Annotated in this window: 13 protein-coding genes; 6 read left to right on the top strand and 7 right to left on the bottom strand. The window is 73.6% G+C overall.

Features of this window, described 5'->3' with window-relative positions:
* Positions 1-707: 707 nt before the first annotated feature.
* The gene (locus ACFYPD_RS23945) at positions 708-2,090 is read left to right on the top strand and encodes a hypothetical protein (RefSeq protein ID WP_387117472.1); all 1,383 of its coding nucleotides are present in this window, start codon (positions 708-710) and stop codon (positions 2,088-2,090) included.
* A gap of 6 nt (positions 2,091-2,096) precedes the next feature.
* Here ACFYPD_RS23945 and coaE read toward each other — a convergent pair whose 3' ends face one another.
* Both coaE and rpsA read right to left on the bottom strand, forming a co-directional pair.
* The gene (gene coaE / locus ACFYPD_RS23950; protein WP_387118104.1) at positions 2,097-3,275 is read right to left on the bottom strand and encodes a dephospho-CoA kinase; all 1,179 of its coding nucleotides are present in this window, start codon (positions 3,273-3,275) and stop codon (positions 2,097-2,099) included.
* A gap of 145 nt (positions 3,276-3,420) precedes the next feature.
* Positions 3,421-4,905, bottom strand: a complete 1,485-nt coding sequence (gene rpsA, locus ACFYPD_RS23955) for a 30S ribosomal protein S1 (RefSeq protein WP_387117475.1) — start codon at positions 4,903-4,905, stop codon at positions 3,421-3,423.
* A gap of 373 nt (positions 4,906-5,278) precedes the next feature.
* Between rpsA and ACFYPD_RS23960 the strand changes: the two genes are divergently transcribed.
* The 5 genes from ACFYPD_RS23960 to ACFYPD_RS23980 are packed head-to-tail and all read left to right on the top strand — an operon-like array spanning position 5,279 to position 8,076.
* Positions 5,279-6,085, top strand: a complete 807-nt coding sequence (locus tag ACFYPD_RS23960) for a class I SAM-dependent methyltransferase (RefSeq protein WP_387117478.1) — start codon at positions 5,279-5,281, stop codon at positions 6,083-6,085.
* 41 nt (positions 6,086-6,126) lie between these two features.
* Complete coding sequence (locus ACFYPD_RS23965; protein ID WP_387117481.1) at positions 6,127-6,345, top strand: DUF2945 domain-containing protein; 219 nt, start codon at positions 6,127-6,129, stop codon at positions 6,343-6,345.
* Complete coding sequence (locus ACFYPD_RS23970) at positions 6,332-6,760, top strand: DUF3140 domain-containing protein (RefSeq protein WP_387117485.1); 429 nt, start codon at positions 6,332-6,334, stop codon at positions 6,758-6,760. Before ACFYPD_RS23965 ends, ACFYPD_RS23970 begins: the two co-directional genes overlap by 14 nt.
* A 49-nt stretch (positions 6,761-6,809) precedes the next feature.
* Positions 6,810-7,559 carry an SDR family NAD(P)-dependent oxidoreductase gene (locus ACFYPD_RS23975; protein ID WP_387117489.1) on the top strand — a complete coding sequence of 250 codons (750 nt, stop codon included), beginning with the start codon at positions 6,810-6,812 and terminating at the stop codon, positions 7,557-7,559.
* A 31-nt stretch (positions 7,560-7,590) separates the two neighbouring features.
* A complete protein-coding gene (locus tag ACFYPD_RS23980; RefSeq protein ID WP_387117492.1) occupies positions 7,591-8,076 on the top strand; it encodes a MerR family transcriptional regulator in 486 nt (161 codons plus the stop codon).
* 15 nt (positions 8,077-8,091) lie between these two features.
* Here ACFYPD_RS23980 and polA read toward each other — a convergent pair whose 3' ends face one another.
* The 5 genes from polA to ACFYPD_RS24005 form a co-directional block, all read right to left on the bottom strand.
* The gene (gene polA, locus ACFYPD_RS23985) at positions 8,092-10,791 is read right to left on the bottom strand and encodes a DNA polymerase I (RefSeq protein ID WP_387117495.1); all 2,700 of its coding nucleotides are present in this window, start codon (positions 10,789-10,791) and stop codon (positions 8,092-8,094) included.
* Between the two features lie 110 nt (positions 10,792-10,901).
* Positions 10,902-11,612, bottom strand: coding sequence for an ABC transporter ATP-binding protein (locus ACFYPD_RS23990; protein WP_151464709.1), 711 nt, complete (start codon positions 11,610-11,612; stop codon positions 10,902-10,904).
* On the bottom strand, positions 11,602-12,522 hold the full coding sequence (locus ACFYPD_RS23995; protein ID WP_387117497.1) for an ABC transporter ATP-binding protein: 921 nt from the start codon (positions 12,520-12,522) through the stop codon (positions 11,602-11,604). The genes ACFYPD_RS23990 and ACFYPD_RS23995 overlap by 11 nt, the downstream gene beginning before the upstream one ends.
* Positions 12,515-13,669 carry a branched-chain amino acid ABC transporter permease gene (locus tag ACFYPD_RS24000; protein WP_387117500.1) on the bottom strand — a complete coding sequence of 385 codons (1,155 nt, stop codon included), beginning with the start codon at positions 13,667-13,669 and terminating at the stop codon, positions 12,515-12,517. Before ACFYPD_RS24000 ends, ACFYPD_RS23995 begins: the two co-directional genes overlap by 8 nt.
* A complete protein-coding gene (locus ACFYPD_RS24005) occupies positions 13,666-14,616 on the bottom strand; it encodes a branched-chain amino acid ABC transporter permease (RefSeq protein WP_387117502.1) in 951 nt (316 codons plus the stop codon). The genes ACFYPD_RS24000 and ACFYPD_RS24005 overlap by 4 nt, the downstream gene beginning before the upstream one ends.
* Between the last annotated feature and the right edge of the window lie 140 nt (positions 14,617-14,756).

Here is a 14,756-nt window from a genome sequence, read left to right on the forward strand (position 1 = left end):
GCCGATCGGGCAGGTGGCCGCCCCTCCGGGGCCCGGCCGCCCCCGACACCGGGGGTCGCAGCACCCGAGAAACCGGCGTGCGCACCCGGGGTGGTCGCGCTCGAGGCGCTGACCGGCCGCCGCGAGCGCCCCTGCTCGTCACCGAAACCCGGCAGCCGCGTTGTGCACTCGTGGAGACCTCTCCCGAACGCCGGCCGCGACGCGCGCACACCCGCGACACCGGCCCGCTCCCCACCGACGAGACCCACCCCGCCCGGCCCGCTGACGCCGCCGGGCCCGAGTCGGCAGATCGCACCACGCCCGCTGCCCCCTCTGAAGCGGCGCCCACCGAGCCCGCCGCTCCGTCACCCCCGGGCGGCCCCACCGGCCAACGCCCACCGGACGCCGACCCCCCGCCCCGCCCCGCCGGACCGGATCCCGCCGGTCTCGGCGCCTTCCCGTCCGCCACGGACGGCACGTCGCCACCATCCCGGAAGCGGCGGCGCCGAGCAGGGCCCCACCGCGGTCGCGTCCACGCCACCGACATCCCCACCGCACCCGAGCCCACCGCGCCCGATCCCGCCGCGGCCGGCGTCCCCCGCGAACCCGGCCGCGGCCACCGCCGCGCCGGCACCGCCACGCCCGCCGGCTCTCCCGGCCGCCCGCACGCCGATCCGGCCATCACCCAGCCGCTACCCGCGCCGTTCGCGCCCTCCAGCGGCCCCGAGGTGGACGGAACCGGCGACCCACCCGAGCAATCCACCCGCCGCCGCGCCGCCCTCATCGCGCTCGCGGCGGCCGCCACGGCCTCGGCGGCCGCCCTGGTCGCCGTCCTGCTGAGCTGGTCGCCCGAGCCGGCCGAGCCGACCGAGACGGCCCGCCCGCTCACCGCCGCCGAGGCCGACCGGCTGGCCGCCCTGCGGGTCACCAACCAGCGGGACGTCCGCGTCGGGGTCCGGGTCACCGTGGGTGAGGGCGGCGGCCGTACCGAACTGGTCGGCTGGGTCGACTGGGCCCGGCCGCTGATCTACCTGGACGTCAGCGGCCCCGGCGCGGGCGCCGAGCGGGGCCTGATCCAGGCGAACCCGTCGACACTGCTGGTCCGACCCGATCCCGCCGCGACGCCCACCCCGGCGCCGCCGCCGCTGGTGCCTCCGGCCGACCGATGGCGGCTGCCGGAGCTGCCGGCCGGTCGGGGCCTGCCGGCGGTGCGGGACCTGCTGCTCGGGCTCGGCGCGGCCCGGGTCGACCCGGCCGAGCCCGAGGCCCGCTGGCTGCGCCGGGAGACCGTCGACGGGGTCCCGGTGGACGTCCTCCAGGCCCCCCTCGCCGCCCTCTGGCCGGCCGCCCACCAGAGCACCCCGGCGCCGGACCGGCAGCCCCGGCTCTGGGTCGACCGGGACGCCCGGCTGCACCGGCTGGCCGGACGGCTGCCGGACGGGACCCCGGTCACCGTCGAGCTGGCCCGCACCGACCGTCCCACGCTGCGCCCGGTGGACGCGCTCGGCGGGCGTCCCGGGCTGCCCCGGGCGCTCTCCGACGCCGAGGCCGACCGGTTGGCCCGGCTGCCCGCCCGGCTGCGCGCGGCCGGCGGCGCAAGCCTGTCCCTGGCCGCCCCGCCCGCCGACCTGCACGGCACCGGGTGGGTGAGCTGGGCGGGCTCCGCGGCGTACCTCGCGGTGGTGCAGGGTGACGAGCCGGGACGCCGCACGCTGGTGCGGGCGCGGCCGGGAAGCGTGGCCCGGCTCGTGGTGCCGGGGGGCGGCGCGGCGGCCCCGCCGCTGCCGGCGCCGGCCGGGCTGGTCCGGGCGGCCGGGCGGCCGCCGCGCGACGACGTGGAGCGGCTGCTCGACGCGGCGCTGCGCGGCGGCGCCGCGGCGCCGGCCGCCGAGGCGGTCCGGATCCGCGACGACCGGGTGGCGGACCGGACGGTGGACGTCATCGAGGTACGCGGACGGCTGCGCTGGTGGATCGACCGGAACGGGCTGCCGCGCCGGCTGGAGCTGCGGACCGGCCGGGGCGTCTGGGTTCAGCTGGACCTCGCCCCCGGCCGGGTGCCGGCGCTGCCCGGCGCCGAGCGGGAAGTCAGGCCGCCGGCGACCGGCCGCTGAGCGGGCTCAGGGCCGCCAGCCGGTCTGCGCGGCCCACTCCTCGGCCCGCAGGTGCTCCTCGTCGAACCAGGGGTCCCTCAGGGTGCCGTAGGTGGCGCTGTCCGGCGCCGAGGCCGCCAGCTCCCGTTTGAGCTGCAGGTACGCGGACCGCTGCGCCGGGTCGGCGCGCAGGTGGTCGCGCATCAGCAGGGCGTACCGCCAGCCGGGCGAGTCGGCCACCCGCAGGTGCAGGTGCACCGGGCGGCCGGGGTCGGCGCTGCCGTGCAGCCGCTTCTCCCGGCGGCGGCTGACGGGCGGGCGGGGGTTGTCCCACCAGTCGCCGGGCAGCCGGGGAAAGCCGGCGTCGGCGAGCCGGTCGGCGAGCGGCCCGTCCGCCTCGGCGAGCGACGGCACGGTGAGCTGGATGTCGATGACGTCCTTGGCGGCCAGCCCGGGCACGGCGGTGGAGCCGATGTGGTCGATCCGCAGGTCGGCGCCGGCGGCGTGGCGGATCCGGGCGGCCAGCCGGGCGTACTGCTGGGGCCAGGTCGGGTCGGGCTCGGCGAGCACCACCTGCTCGGGCCGGACGGCGCGGTGTTCCCGGACGTTCCGCTCGTAGGGCAGCAGGCGCCCGTGCCAGAGGGCGTCCACGGCGGCGTGCAGGTCGGCCAGGGTGCCGTCGTTGCCGAGCAGCACGTCGGCCGCCGCCTGCCGGCGGGCGTCGTCGGCCTGCGCGGCGATCCGCCGCTCGGCCTCCGCGCGGTCCATGCCGCGGTCGCGGGCCAGCCGCTCCAGCCGGGTGGTCACCGCCGCCTGCACCACGAGCACCAGGTGGTACGTGGGCGCGAGCCCCACCTCGACCAGCAGCGGCACGTCGTTGACGACGACGGCGTCGGGGGGCGCCGCGGCGACCAGCGCGGCGGTGCGGGCGCGGACCCGGGGGTGGGTGATGGCCTCCAGCCGGCGGCGGGCGGCCTCGTCGCCGAAGACCACGGCGCCCAGGGCGGCGCGGTCCAAAGCCCCGTCGGCGTCGAGGACCCGGTCGGAGAAGGTCTCGACGATCTCGGCGAGGACCTCGCTGCCCGGTGCGACCACCTCGCGGGCGATCCGGTCCGCGTCGACGATCACCGCGCCGAGCGCGGCCAGCCGGCTGGACACCGCGCTCTTGCCGGACCCGATCCCGCCGGTCAACCCCACCTTCAGCACCGGAACAGTCAACCCGATCACCGTTTCCGGTGCCAACTTGCCCCGGACACGGCGAGGGCCCCGCCCCCGGCGACCCGGTGGTACCGGATCGCGGGGACGGGGCCCGTCAGCGACTGCGCCAGGCTCGGCTAGCCGAGCTGGGGTGTCACTTGCCGCCGGCGAGCTTCTCCCGCAGAGCGGCGAGCGCCTCGTCGGTGGCCAGCGTGCCGGCCGGCTCCTCGGCCTGACGGCTCGGGGCCGTGGTCGAGGTGGTGGTGCCGGTCACGGCCGGGGCCGGGTTGGCAGCGGCCTCGGCGTCGGCGGCCCGGGAGGTCTGCACCTGCTTGGTGTGGGCCTCCCAGCGCACGCGCGCCTCGGCGTACTGCTGCTCCCACGTCTCGCGCTGCTTGTCGTAGCCCTCGAGCCACTCGCCCGTCTCCGGGTCGAAGCCCTCCGGGTAGATGTAGTTGCCCTGCTCGTCGTAGGTCGCGGCCATGCCGTAGAGGGTCGGGTCGAAGTGCTCCTCGCCCTCGACGAAGCCCTCGTTGGCCTGCTTGAGCGACAGCGAGATCCGGCGGCGCTCCAGGTCGATGTCGATGACCTTGACCATGACCTCGGAGCCGACCTGCACGACCTGCTCCGGGATCTCCACGTGGCGCTCGGCCAGCTCGGAGATGTGGACCAGGCCCTCGATGCCGTCGTCCACCCGGACGAAGGCGCCGAACGGCACGAGCTTGGTGACCTTACCCGGCACGATCTGCTGGATCGCGTGGGTGCGGGCGAACTGCCGCCACGGGTCCTCCTGGGTCGCCTTCAGCGACAGCGAGACCCGCTCGCGGTCCAGGTCGACGTCCAGGACCTCGACCTCGACCTCCTGGCCCACCTCGACGACCTCGGACGGGTGGTCGATGTGCTTCCAGGAGAGCTCGGAGACGTGCACCAGGCCGTCCACGCCGCCCAGGTCGACGAACGCGCCGAAGTTGACGATCGAAGAGACGACGCCCTTGCGGACCTGGCCCTTCTGCAGCTTGTTGAGGAACTCGGTGCGCACCTCGGACTGCGTCTGCTCCAGCCACGCCCGGCGGGACAGGACCACGTTGTTGCGGTTCTTGTCCAGCTCGATGATCTTGGCTTCGAGTTCGCGACCGACGTACGGCTGCAGGTCGCGGACCCGCCGCATCTCGACGAGCGAGGCGGGCAGGAAGCCGCGCAGGCCGATGTCGAGGATGAGACCACCCTTGACGACCTCGATGACCGAGCCGCGGACGACGCCGTCCTCGTCCTTGATCTTCTCGATCGTGCCCCAGGCCCGCTCGTACTGCGCCCGCTTCTTGGAGAGGATCAGACGCCCCTCCTTGTCCTCCTTCTGGAGGACAAGGGCCTCGATGTGGTCACCGACCGAGACGACCTCGGCGGGGTCCACGTCGTGCTTGATCGACAACTCCCGAGAGGGGATGACGCCCTCGGTCTTGTAGCCGATGTCGAGCAGGACCTCGTCCCGATCGACCTTGACGACGGTGCCTTCGACAATGTCGCCGTCGTTGAAGTACTTGATGGTCTCGTCGATCGCGGCGAGGAAAGCCTCCTCGGAACCGAGATCGTCGTGCGTGACCTTGTTGGCGCTCGAGGGGGCCTCGATGCTGCTCGTCATGTGGGCGGTTGCTCCGGTCGGATGGGTTGTCACAGCAGGCGTGGCGTCGCGGTGACCTGTCCGCGCCAGCGGATCCGTCGCCGGGCACACCGAACGATCGCCATTAGAAGATCATTAGTGGCTCCGGTGACCGCACACCTGCTCCCTGCCGAGGCACACGATCCGCGAGCGCATCGTCTAGCCTACCCGCTGCATTACCACAGCGTGCAAGCCCTCCCGGGTCTGCTCGGGCGCGTCAGCTGCGAAAGCGGAGATTTCGCGCGGTAAGGGGCTACTCCTGTCTCGTCCGTCACATCCGCCCCAGCCGTCACGGCGCCGGCCCCGGGAGCGGCCCGCCCCCCGCGCAAAGCGTCCGGGGGCCTAGCGTGGGCGGGTGGACGACGACAGGGTGACCCGGCGCCGGGTGGGCGCCGCCGAGGTGCGCCGGGCCAACCGGGGCTGGTGGGACGCGGACGCCGACGCGTACCAGGCCGAGCACGGCGCGTTCCTCGGTGAGGTGGACTTCGTCTGGTGCCCGGAGGGGCTGCGCGAGGCCGACGCCGGGCTGCTCGGCGAGGTGGCCGGCCGGCGGATCCTGGAACTCGGCTGCGGCGGGGCCGCCGCCGCCCGCTGGCTCGCCGCGCAGGGCGCCCGGCCGGTCGCCCTGGACCTGTCCGCCGGCATGTTGCGGCACGCCGCCGAGGCCGCCGCCCGGACCGGGGTACGCGTGCCGCTCGTGCAGGCCGACGCGCTCGCCCTGCCGTTCGCCGACGCGGCCTTCGACTCCGTCTGCACGGCGTTCGGCGCGATCCCGTTCGTGGACGACTCGGCGGCGGCGATGCGGGAGGTGGCCCGGGTGCTGCGCCCGGGCGGTCGGTGGGTCTTCTCGGTCACCCACCCGATGCGCTGGATCTTCCTGGACGACCCGGGCGAGGGCGGGCTGACCGCCGTGCACTCGTACTTCGACCGCTCCCCCTACGTCGAGCAGGACGAGCACGGCGTGGCCACGTACGTCGAGCAGCACCGCACCCTCGGCGACCGGATCCGGGAGCTGGTCGGCGCCGGGTTCCGCCTGCTGGACCTCGTGGAGCCGGAGTGGCCCACGGGGCACGAGGGAATCTGGGGGCAGTGGAGCCCGCTGCGCGGCCGGCTCTTCCCCGGCACCGCCATCTTCGTGGCGGAGAAGCCGGCCGTCGGCTGAGGGCGTCGTTTCCGCTCACCAGGCCCGGGTACGCCGAGTGCATGGCCGAGAAGGAGTTCCGCAGCGGTGACCACGTCTCCTGGGCCAGCCACAGCGGCCGGGCGTACGGCGTGGTCAAGGAGAAGCTCGTCGACCGCACCCACGTCCGCGGGCACGCCGTGAACGCCACGCCCGAGGAGCCGCAGTACCGGATCCGCAACGACGACTCGGGCCGGGACGTCGCCCACCGACCGGAGGTGCTGCGCCATGAACCGAAGTGATGATCCACAGCAGACCTACCGGGAGTTCACCGACGCGGTGAACATGAAGCCGGGCGAACTCCAGCAGTGGCTGGAGACCGACGAGTCCAAGCACGTGGGCTGGCGGAAGGGCACCCGGGGCGGCGAGTCGGTGGGGCACGAGTCCGGCCGGAGGATCATCGACCTGCTGCGCCGCAAGCGCGACCAGCTCACCGCCGCCGACTACCAGCACATGCGCAAGGTCGTCGGATACGTCCGCCGGCACATGGCCCAGCGACCCAGCGGCGACGTGCGCCGCACCCGCTGGCGGTACTCCCTGATGAACTGGGGCCACGACCCGGTCAAGGGGCCGCTCCCGCCGCCCGGCGGCCCGTCCCGCAAGGCCCTGCAGCGGCACGGCGCCCCGCCGAAGGAACGCCGCGGGCCGGGACGCTGACCCGGGCGCTTGACCCTGCCACCGACGGCAGGGTCGGACGATCGGCGGCATGAACGACGAACAGCAGCGGACCGTGGTGGTCACCGGCGCGGGCAGCGGCATCGGCCGGGCCACCGCCCGCGCCTTCGCCGCCGGGGGCGCCCGCGTCCTCGCCGTCGGCCGCCGCGCCGCGCCCCTGGCGGAGACCGCCGCCGGCCACCCCCTGATCACCCCGGTCACCGCCGACGTGACCGACGCCGACGCGCCGGCCCGGGTGGTCGGCGCCGCCCTCGACCGGTACGGCCGGCTCGACGTCCTGGTCAACAACGCCGGGATCGCTGGCGGCGGACCCCTGGCCGGGCTGGACGAACCGGCGGCCCGCCACCAGCTCGACACGAACCTGATCGCGCCGATCCGGCTGGCGCACGCCGCGGTCGAGCCGCTGACCGCGAGCCGCGGCGTGATCGTCAACGTCACCACCACCGTCGGCCAGCGCGCCTGGCCGGGCAGCTCGGTGTACGCGGCCGGCAAGGCCGCCCTCGACTCGCTGACCCGCAGCTGGGCGGTGGAGCTGGCCCCCCGCGGCGTCCGGGTGGTGGCGGTCGCCCCCGGCGCGATCGACACGCCCATCGGCGAACACCAGGGCCTCTCCCCCGACCAGCGCGCCGCCGTACGCCGCTGGCAGCTCGACCACACTCCCCTGGGGCGGATCGGCCGGCCCGAGGACGTAGCCTGGGCCGTCCTGCGGCTCAGCGACCCGGCGGCGGCCTTCGTCACGGGCGTGGTGCTGCCGGTCGACGGCGGAGCTCTGGTCGCCTGACGGACGGAGCCGACACGGGACGGAGGCGCGGGTGCGGATCGGCGAGTTGGCGCGGGTGACCGGCTGCACGCCGCGGGCCCTGCGGCACTACGAGGAGCAGGGCCTGATCGCGGCGACGCGGGCGGCGAACGGCTACCGCGAGTACGACGAGGCGGCGGTCACCCGGGTCCGCAACATCCGGCACCTGCTCGGCGCCGGGCTGACCCTGGACGACGTCCAGGTCTTCCTGCCCTGCCTGGACGGGGACGTGGCCGCCGCGCCACCGTCACCGGCCGGGCTGCGGGTCGGGCGGGAGCGGCTGGCCGTGCTGGACGCCCGGATCGCCGCCCAGCTCGCCGTCCGGGACCGCCTCGCCGCCGCCCTGCGCGACGCCGCCACGGCCCTCACCGGCGACGACAACCCGCCGCCGGCGTCGAGCCCCCACCCCGCACCCGCCCCGAGCCTCATCGACCAGCCCGACGCTTTAGCAATCGTGGACAGTTGCCGTTCGCCGAACGGCAACTGTCCACGATTGTGAGCCCCGGCGCGCCGGTCAGTGGTCGGCGCTGTTCCAGTCGCGGCCCTCGCCCACGGAGACCTCAAGCGGCACCGAGAGCGGGTGCGCCTCACCCATCTCCTTGCGGACCAGCGCCTCCAGGGCCTCCCGCTCGCCGGGGGCGACCTCGAAGACCAGCTCGTCGTGCACCTGGAGCAGCATCCGGGAGCGCAGCCCGGCGTCGCGCAGCGCGGTGTCGACGTGCAGCATGGCGACCTTGATGATGTCGGCCGCGGAGCCCTGGATGGGGGCGTTGAGCGCCATCCGCTCGGCCATCTCCCGGCGCTGCCGGTTGTCGCTGACCAGGTCGGGCAGGTAGCGGCGGCGGCCCAGGATGGTGGAGGTGTAGCCGTCCTGCCGGGCCCGCGCCACCACCTCCTGGAGGTAGTCGCGCACCCCGCCGAAGCCGGCGAAGTAGTTCTCCATCAGCCCGCGCGCCTCCTCGGCGGTGATCCCGAGCTGCTGGGACAGGCCGAACGCGCTCAGCCCGTACGCCAGGCCATAGTTCATGGCCTTGATCTTGCGACGCTGGTCGGCGGTGACCTGGTCGACCTCGACGGTGAAGACCGAGGAGGCGGTGGCGGCGTGGAAGTCGTGCCCGGAGTTGAACGCCTCGATCAGCGCGTCGTCGGAGGACAGGTGCGCCATGATCCGCATCTCGATCTGGCTGTAGTCGGCGGTGAGCAGGCATTCGTAGCCCTCGCCGACCACGAACGCGCGCCGGATCCGCCGCCCCTCCTCGGTGCGGATCGGGATGTTCTGCAGGTTGGGCTCGGTCGAGGAGAGCCGGCCGGTGGCCGCCACCGTCTGGTTGAAGGTGGTGTGGATCCGGCCGTCGTCGGAGACCGACTTGAGCAGCCCGTCGACCGTCATCTTGAGCTTGGCGACGTCGCGGTGGCGCAGCAGGTGCTCGAGCACCGGGTGCGGGTTCTGCGCGTAGAGCCACTGGAGGGCGTCGGCGTCGGTGGTGTAGCCGGTCTTGATCTTCTTGGTCTTGGGCAGGCCCAGCTCGCCGAAGAGGATCTCCTGGAGCTGCTTGGGCGAACCCAGGTTGAACTCCCGCCCGACCGCCGCGTACGCGCCCTGGGCGGCGGCCTTCACCTCGGCGGCGAAGTGCGCCTCCAGCTCGGAGAGGTAGTGGGTGTCGGCCGCGATGCCGGTGCGCTCCATGGTGGCCAGCACCCGCATGAGCGGCAGCTCGACGCCGGCCATCAGCCGGGCGGACTGCTCGCCGTCGCGGGACAGCTCGGCGTCGATCGCGTCGGCCAGGTCGAGGGTGGCCCGGGCCTGGAGCATCAGGTTCTGCTCGGCCGCCTCGTCGTCGCCGAGCCCGTCGAGGGTGAGCTGGCCGCTCTCCGGCGCGTCGACCCGCAGCTCCCGGTGCAGGTAGCGCAGCGCCAGGTCGGTGAGGTCGTAGGAGCGCTGGTCGGGGCGGGCCAGGTAGGCGGCGATCTGGGTGTCGCGGGAGATGCCCTGCAGGTCCCAGCCGTGCGCGGCGAAGGCGAGCACGGCCGGCTTGCTGTCGTGCAGCACCTTGGGGCGGGCCTCGTCGGCGAGCCAGCCGGCCAGCGCGGCCTCGTCGTCGGCCACCAGCCGGGCCGGGTCGAACCACGCGCCCGCGCCGCCGGCGGTGGCCAGCGCCATGCCGGTCACCGCGGCGGCGTGCCGCCGGTTCGGGCCGGTGTCCAGCTTGACCGCCAGGCCGACCGGGGTGCCGGCCGGGGCGTGCGTGGCCAGCCAGCCGGCGAGCGCGCCGGGCTCGGTGAGCACCTGCCCGGCCAGCTCGAAGCCGGCCTCGGCCTCCGGCTCGACGGCCTCCAGGTACTGGTAGAGCCGGTCGCGCAGGATGCGGAACTGGAGGGTGTCGAAGACCTGGTGCACGGCCTCCCGGTCCCAGCCCTGCCAGCGGGCGTCCTCCGGGCGCACCGGCAGCTCCAGGTCGGTGACCAGGCAGTTGATCTCGTAGTTGCGGATCACGTCGGCCAGCCGCTCGCGCAGGCTGTCGCCGGCCTTGCCCTTGATCTCGTCGGCGCGGGCCACCACGCCCTCGACCCCGTCGTAGAGGTTGATCCACTTGGCGGCGGTCTTCGGGCCGACACCGGGAACGCCCGGCAGGTTGTCGCTGGTCTCACCCACCAGTGCGGCCAGGTCGCGGTAGCGGCCGGGACCGACCCCGTATTTCGCCTCGACCGCGGCCGGGTCCATCCGGGCCAGGTCGGAGACGCCCTTGCGCGGGTAGAGCACGGTGACCTGGTCGCCGACGAGCTGGAACGCGTCCCGGTCGCCGGAGGTGATCAGCACGTCCATGCCCTGGTCGCGGGCCTGGCAGGCCAGGGTGGCGATGACGTCGTCGGCCTCGTAGCCCTCCTTCTCCACCACCGGGATGCGCAGCGCCGCGAGGACCTCCTTGACCAGGCTGACCTGGCCCTTGAAGTCGGTCGGGGTCTCGCTGCGGCCGGCCTTGTACTCCGCGTACTTCTCGGTGCGGAAGGAGCGGCGGGAGACGTCGAAGGCGACCACGATGTGGCTGGGCTGCTCGTCGCGGAGCACGTTGATCAGCATCGAGGTGAAGCCGTAGACGGCGTTGGTCGGCTGCCCCGTGGTGGTGGAGAAGTTCTCCACCGGCAGGGCGAAGAATGCCCGGTATGCCAGGGAGTGTCCGTCGACGAGGAGCAGGCGCGGCGTCGTAGCTGTCACGGCAGCGACTCTAGTCCGTACCGCCGACAACCCGGCGGACGGCGGCACCGGCGCGAACGGCGGCGGCCGGCCGCCCCGGAAGGGGACGGCCGGCCGCCGTCGGGTACGCCTCAGGCGACGCCGAGGTACGCCTCCTTGACCGCCGGGTCGTGCAGCAGGTCCCGGCCGGTGCCCTCCTTGACGATCCGGCCGGTCTCCAGCACGTAGCCCCGGTGGGCCCGGGAGAGCGCCTGCTGGGCGTTCTGCTCCACCAGCAGGATGGTGGTGCCCTGCTCGTTGATCCGGGTGATGATCTCGAAGATCTGCTGGATCAGCATCGGCGCGAGCCCCATCGAGGGCTCGTCGAGCAGCAGCAGCTTCGGGCGGGCCATCAGCGCGCGGCCCACCGCCAGCATCTGCTGCTCGCCGCCGGAGAGCGTGCCACCCGCCTGCTTGCGCCGCTCGTGCAGCCGGGGGAAGAGGTCCATGACCATCTTCATGTCCTCGGCGATGCCCGACCGGTCCCGGCGGGTGTACGCGCCCATCTCCAGGTTCTCCACGACGGTCATCCCGGGGAACACGCCCCGGCCCTCGGGCGCCTGCCCGATGCCCCGGACCACCCGCAGGTCGGCCCGCATCCGGGTGACGTCGGTCCCGTCGAAGACGATCGAGCCGGAGGCCACCGGGCGCAGCCCGGAGATCGCCCGCATGGTGGTGGTCTTGCCGGCGCCGTTCGCGCCGATCAGGGCCACCACCTCACCCTCGTCGACGTGCAGGCTGATCCCGTGCAGCGCCTGGATCCGCCCGTACAGCAGGGTCAGGTCGTTGATCTCAAGCAGCATCGGTCGGCACCCCCAGGTACGCGGCGATCACCTTCGGGTCGTCCCGGACCTCGGCCGGCAGGCCCTCGGCGATCTTCTTGCCGAACTCCAGCACGACGATCCGGTCGGTCACGCCCATGACGAGTCGCATGTCGTGCTCGATCAGCAGCACCGTCGTGCCATTGTCGCGGATCTTCCGGATCAGGCCGAGCAGTTCCTCCTTCTCCGCCGGGGTGAAGCCGGCGGCCGGCTCGTCCAGGCAGAGCAGTTTCGGCTCGGTGGCCAGGGCCCGGGCGATCTCCAGCCGGCGCTGCTCGCCGTACGAGAGGTTCCGGGCCAGGTCCCCGGCGCGGCGCTCGATGCCGACGAAGCGCAGCAGCTCGAGCGCCCTCTCGCGGCCCTGCCGCTCCTCCCGCCAGTGCCGCGGCAGCCGCAGCATCGCGGCGATCACGCTGGTCTTGTGGTGGGCGTCCGCGCCCACCATCACGTTCTCCAGCGCGGTCATCTCCGGGAAGAGCCGGATGTTCTGGAACGTCCGGGCGATGCCCGCCTTGGTGATCCAGCTCCGGCGCCTGCCGTTGACGCGCTGCCCGGCGAACCGGATCTCGCCCTCGGTGGGCCGGTAGACGCCGGTCATCGCGTTGAAGCAGGTCGTCTTGCCGGCGCCGTTCGGGCCGATCAGGCCGAGGATCTCACCCTTGTACAGGGTGAAGGCGACGTCGTTGAGAGCGACCACACCGCCGAAGCGGAGGGTGACGTGGTCGACCTCCAGCAGCGGCTCCCGCCCGGCCGCGGCGGTCTCGCCCGGCGTGGGCTCGACCGGCGTGTCCGCGCCCTTCTCCGGCGGGGTGCCGACCGTGCTGCGACCGTCGTCGGCGATGTCCCGCTCGCTGGTCTCGTCCCGCTCGCTGTGCATCTGCGGCTCACTCATTGGGCACCGTCTCCTGGGGAACCGCTTCCTTGCGCCGGTCGGCGAACTCCGCCGCCCGCCGCCGGTTGGGCACCAGACCCTGCGGCCGGAAGATCATCATGACGATGACCACCAGGCCGAAGACCAGGATCCGGTACTCGGCGGCGTCGAACTCCACCCCGAGGAGGTCGCCGATGCCGCGCAGCCACTCCGGCAGGTACCAGGTGACCGCGCCGCCGACGATGGCGCCCTTGATGTTGCCGGCGCCACCGAGGATCACCGCGGCCAGCACCAGGATGGAACTCTCCAGCACGAACTGGTCGGAGTTGATGAACGTCTGCTTGCCGGCGAAGACCGCGCCGGTCAGGCCGGCCACGGCCGCGCCGATGGCGAACGCCCACAGCTTGTACTTGAACGTCGGCACGCCCATGATCTCGGCGGCGTCCTCGTCCTCGCGGATCGCCACCCAGGCCCGGCCGACCCGGCTGTTGGCCAGGTTCCGGACCAGCAGCAGCACGATGAGGATCAGCGTCAGCATCAGCCAGTAGTACGGCCGGGCGTCGACCACCCCGAACAGCGGCTTGCCGTCCGTGCCGGAACCCGGCGGGTGCGGGATCGCCGGGATGCCCCGCTGGCCCTGCGCGATGCCCTCGTTGCGGGCCGCGTACAGGCGGATCATCTCGGCGAAGCCGAGGGTCACGATGGCCAGGTAGTCACCGCGCAGGCGCAGCGTCGGGCCACCCAGGATCACGCCGGAGACCATCGCCACCATCACCGCCAGCGGCACCGCCGCCAGCCACGGCCAGTTCGTGCCGAACCGGCTCTCCGGCGACGTGAGCAGCGCGACCGTGTACGCGCCGAGCGCGTAGAAGCCGAAGTAGCCCAGGTCGAGCAGGCCGGCGAAGCCGACCACCACGTTCAGCCCGACGGCCAGCAGGACGAACACCGCGGTGTCGAAGAGCACCCCGGCGAAGTCCGAGCGGGTCGTGTAGAAGGCGAAGTAGTCGCTGCCGATGGGGAAGCCGAGGTATTCGTAGAACCACTTGTTGGGCAGGATGTAGAGCAGGACGATCAGCGCGGCGATCGCCGCCCAGCGGACCTGCTTGGGCATGGCAGCCCAGCGGCTCTTGAAGCCCGCGGTCCGCTTGTTGTCCACGGTGGCGGTCATGCGCGCGCCCTCCCGAGAGATTCGCCGAGCAGACCGGTCGGCCGGAACATCAGCAGCACGATCAGCAGCACGAAGCCGGTGAAGTCCTTCCACTCGCCGCCGAAGAGGCCGGCGGCGTAGTTCTCCGCCACGCCGAGCAGCAGGCCGCCGAGCAGCGCGCCGCGCAGGTTGCCGATGCCGCCGAGCACCGCGGCCGCGAAGGCCTTGAGCCCGATCAGGAAGCCGACGTTGAACTTGGTGTAGCCGAACCGGATGTCCCAGAGCAGGGCGCCCACGCCGGCCATCAGGCCGCCGAGCACGAACACCAGCAGGATGACCCGGTTCTTGTTGACACCCATCAGCGCGGCGGTGTCCGCGTCCTGGGCGACCGCCCGGATGCCGCGGCCCTGGCGGCTGCGGTTCACGAACTGGTCCAGCGCGACCATCATGATCAGCGTGACGCCGAGGATGAGCAGCTGGACGTTGGTCACCGCGGCGCCGAAGAGGGTGAAGACCGTCTTCTGCGGGATCATCTCCGGCATGCCGAACGGGGCCCGGCGGGTGCCGATGCCGAACGACTCGGCGAGCACGAACGACGCGCCGATCGCGGTGATGAGGAAGGCCAGCGGCGGCGCGTTGCGGCGGCGCAGCGGCCGGTAGGCGACCAGCTCGACCGTGACCGCGGTGACGGCCGAGGCGGCCATCGCGATCACGAGACCGGCGACCACCGCCAGGATCAGCGGGCCGAGGGCCGGGGAGGCCGAGTTCTGGTTGTAGCCGAGGGCCTGCCAGGTCCACAGGGCGGTGAAGGTACCGACCATGAAGACCTCGGAGTGAGCAAAGTTGATCAGACGCAGAACGCCGTACACCAGGGTGTAGCCGAGGGCGATGAGCGCGTAGATCGCGCCCTGCTCCAGGCCGGTGATGGTCAGCGCCGGGAAGTTCCCGAACAGCTCATCGAAGTTCAAGTGGGGGCTCCAACTGTGCGGCCAAGCGGTGGGGGGGGGGGGCCGGGACACCCCCCCCCCCCCCCGGGGTGCCGGGGCGGGCCCGCCCGCCCCCCGCCGGCCCGGGGGGGGGCGAGGTGGGGGGCGCGCGTGACCGCCGG

Source organism: Micromonospora sp. NPDC005299 (assembly GCF_042872345.1).
Lineage (GTDB): Bacteria > Actinomycetota > Actinomycetes > Mycobacteriales > Micromonosporaceae > Micromonospora.

Coding starts and splice junctions, on each gene's coding strand:
- rpsA (WP_387117475.1), bottom strand. CDS start 4,905: ATGACGAGCAGCATCGAGGCCCCCTCGAGCGCCAACAAGGTCACGCAC.
- ACFYPD_RS23965 (WP_387117481.1), top strand. CDS start 6,127: ATGGCCGAGAAGGAGTTCCGCAGCGGTGACCACGTCTCCTGGGCCAGC.
- ACFYPD_RS23970 (WP_387117485.1), top strand. CDS start 6,332: ATGAACCGAAGTGATGATCCACAGCAGACCTACCGGGAGTTCACCGAC.
- ACFYPD_RS23975 (WP_387117489.1), top strand. CDS start 6,810: ATGAACGACGAACAGCAGCGGACCGTGGTGGTCACCGGCGCGGGCAGC.
- ACFYPD_RS23990 (WP_151464709.1), bottom strand. CDS start 11,612: ATGCTGCTTGAGATCAACGACCTGACCCTGCTGTACGGGCGGATCCAG.
- ACFYPD_RS23995 (WP_387117497.1), bottom strand. CDS start 12,522: ATGAGTGAGCCGCAGATGCACAGCGAGCGGGACGAGACCAGCGAGCGG.
- ACFYPD_RS24000 (WP_387117500.1), bottom strand. CDS start 13,669: ATGACCGCCACCGTGGACAACAAGCGGACCGCGGGCTTCAAGAGCCGC.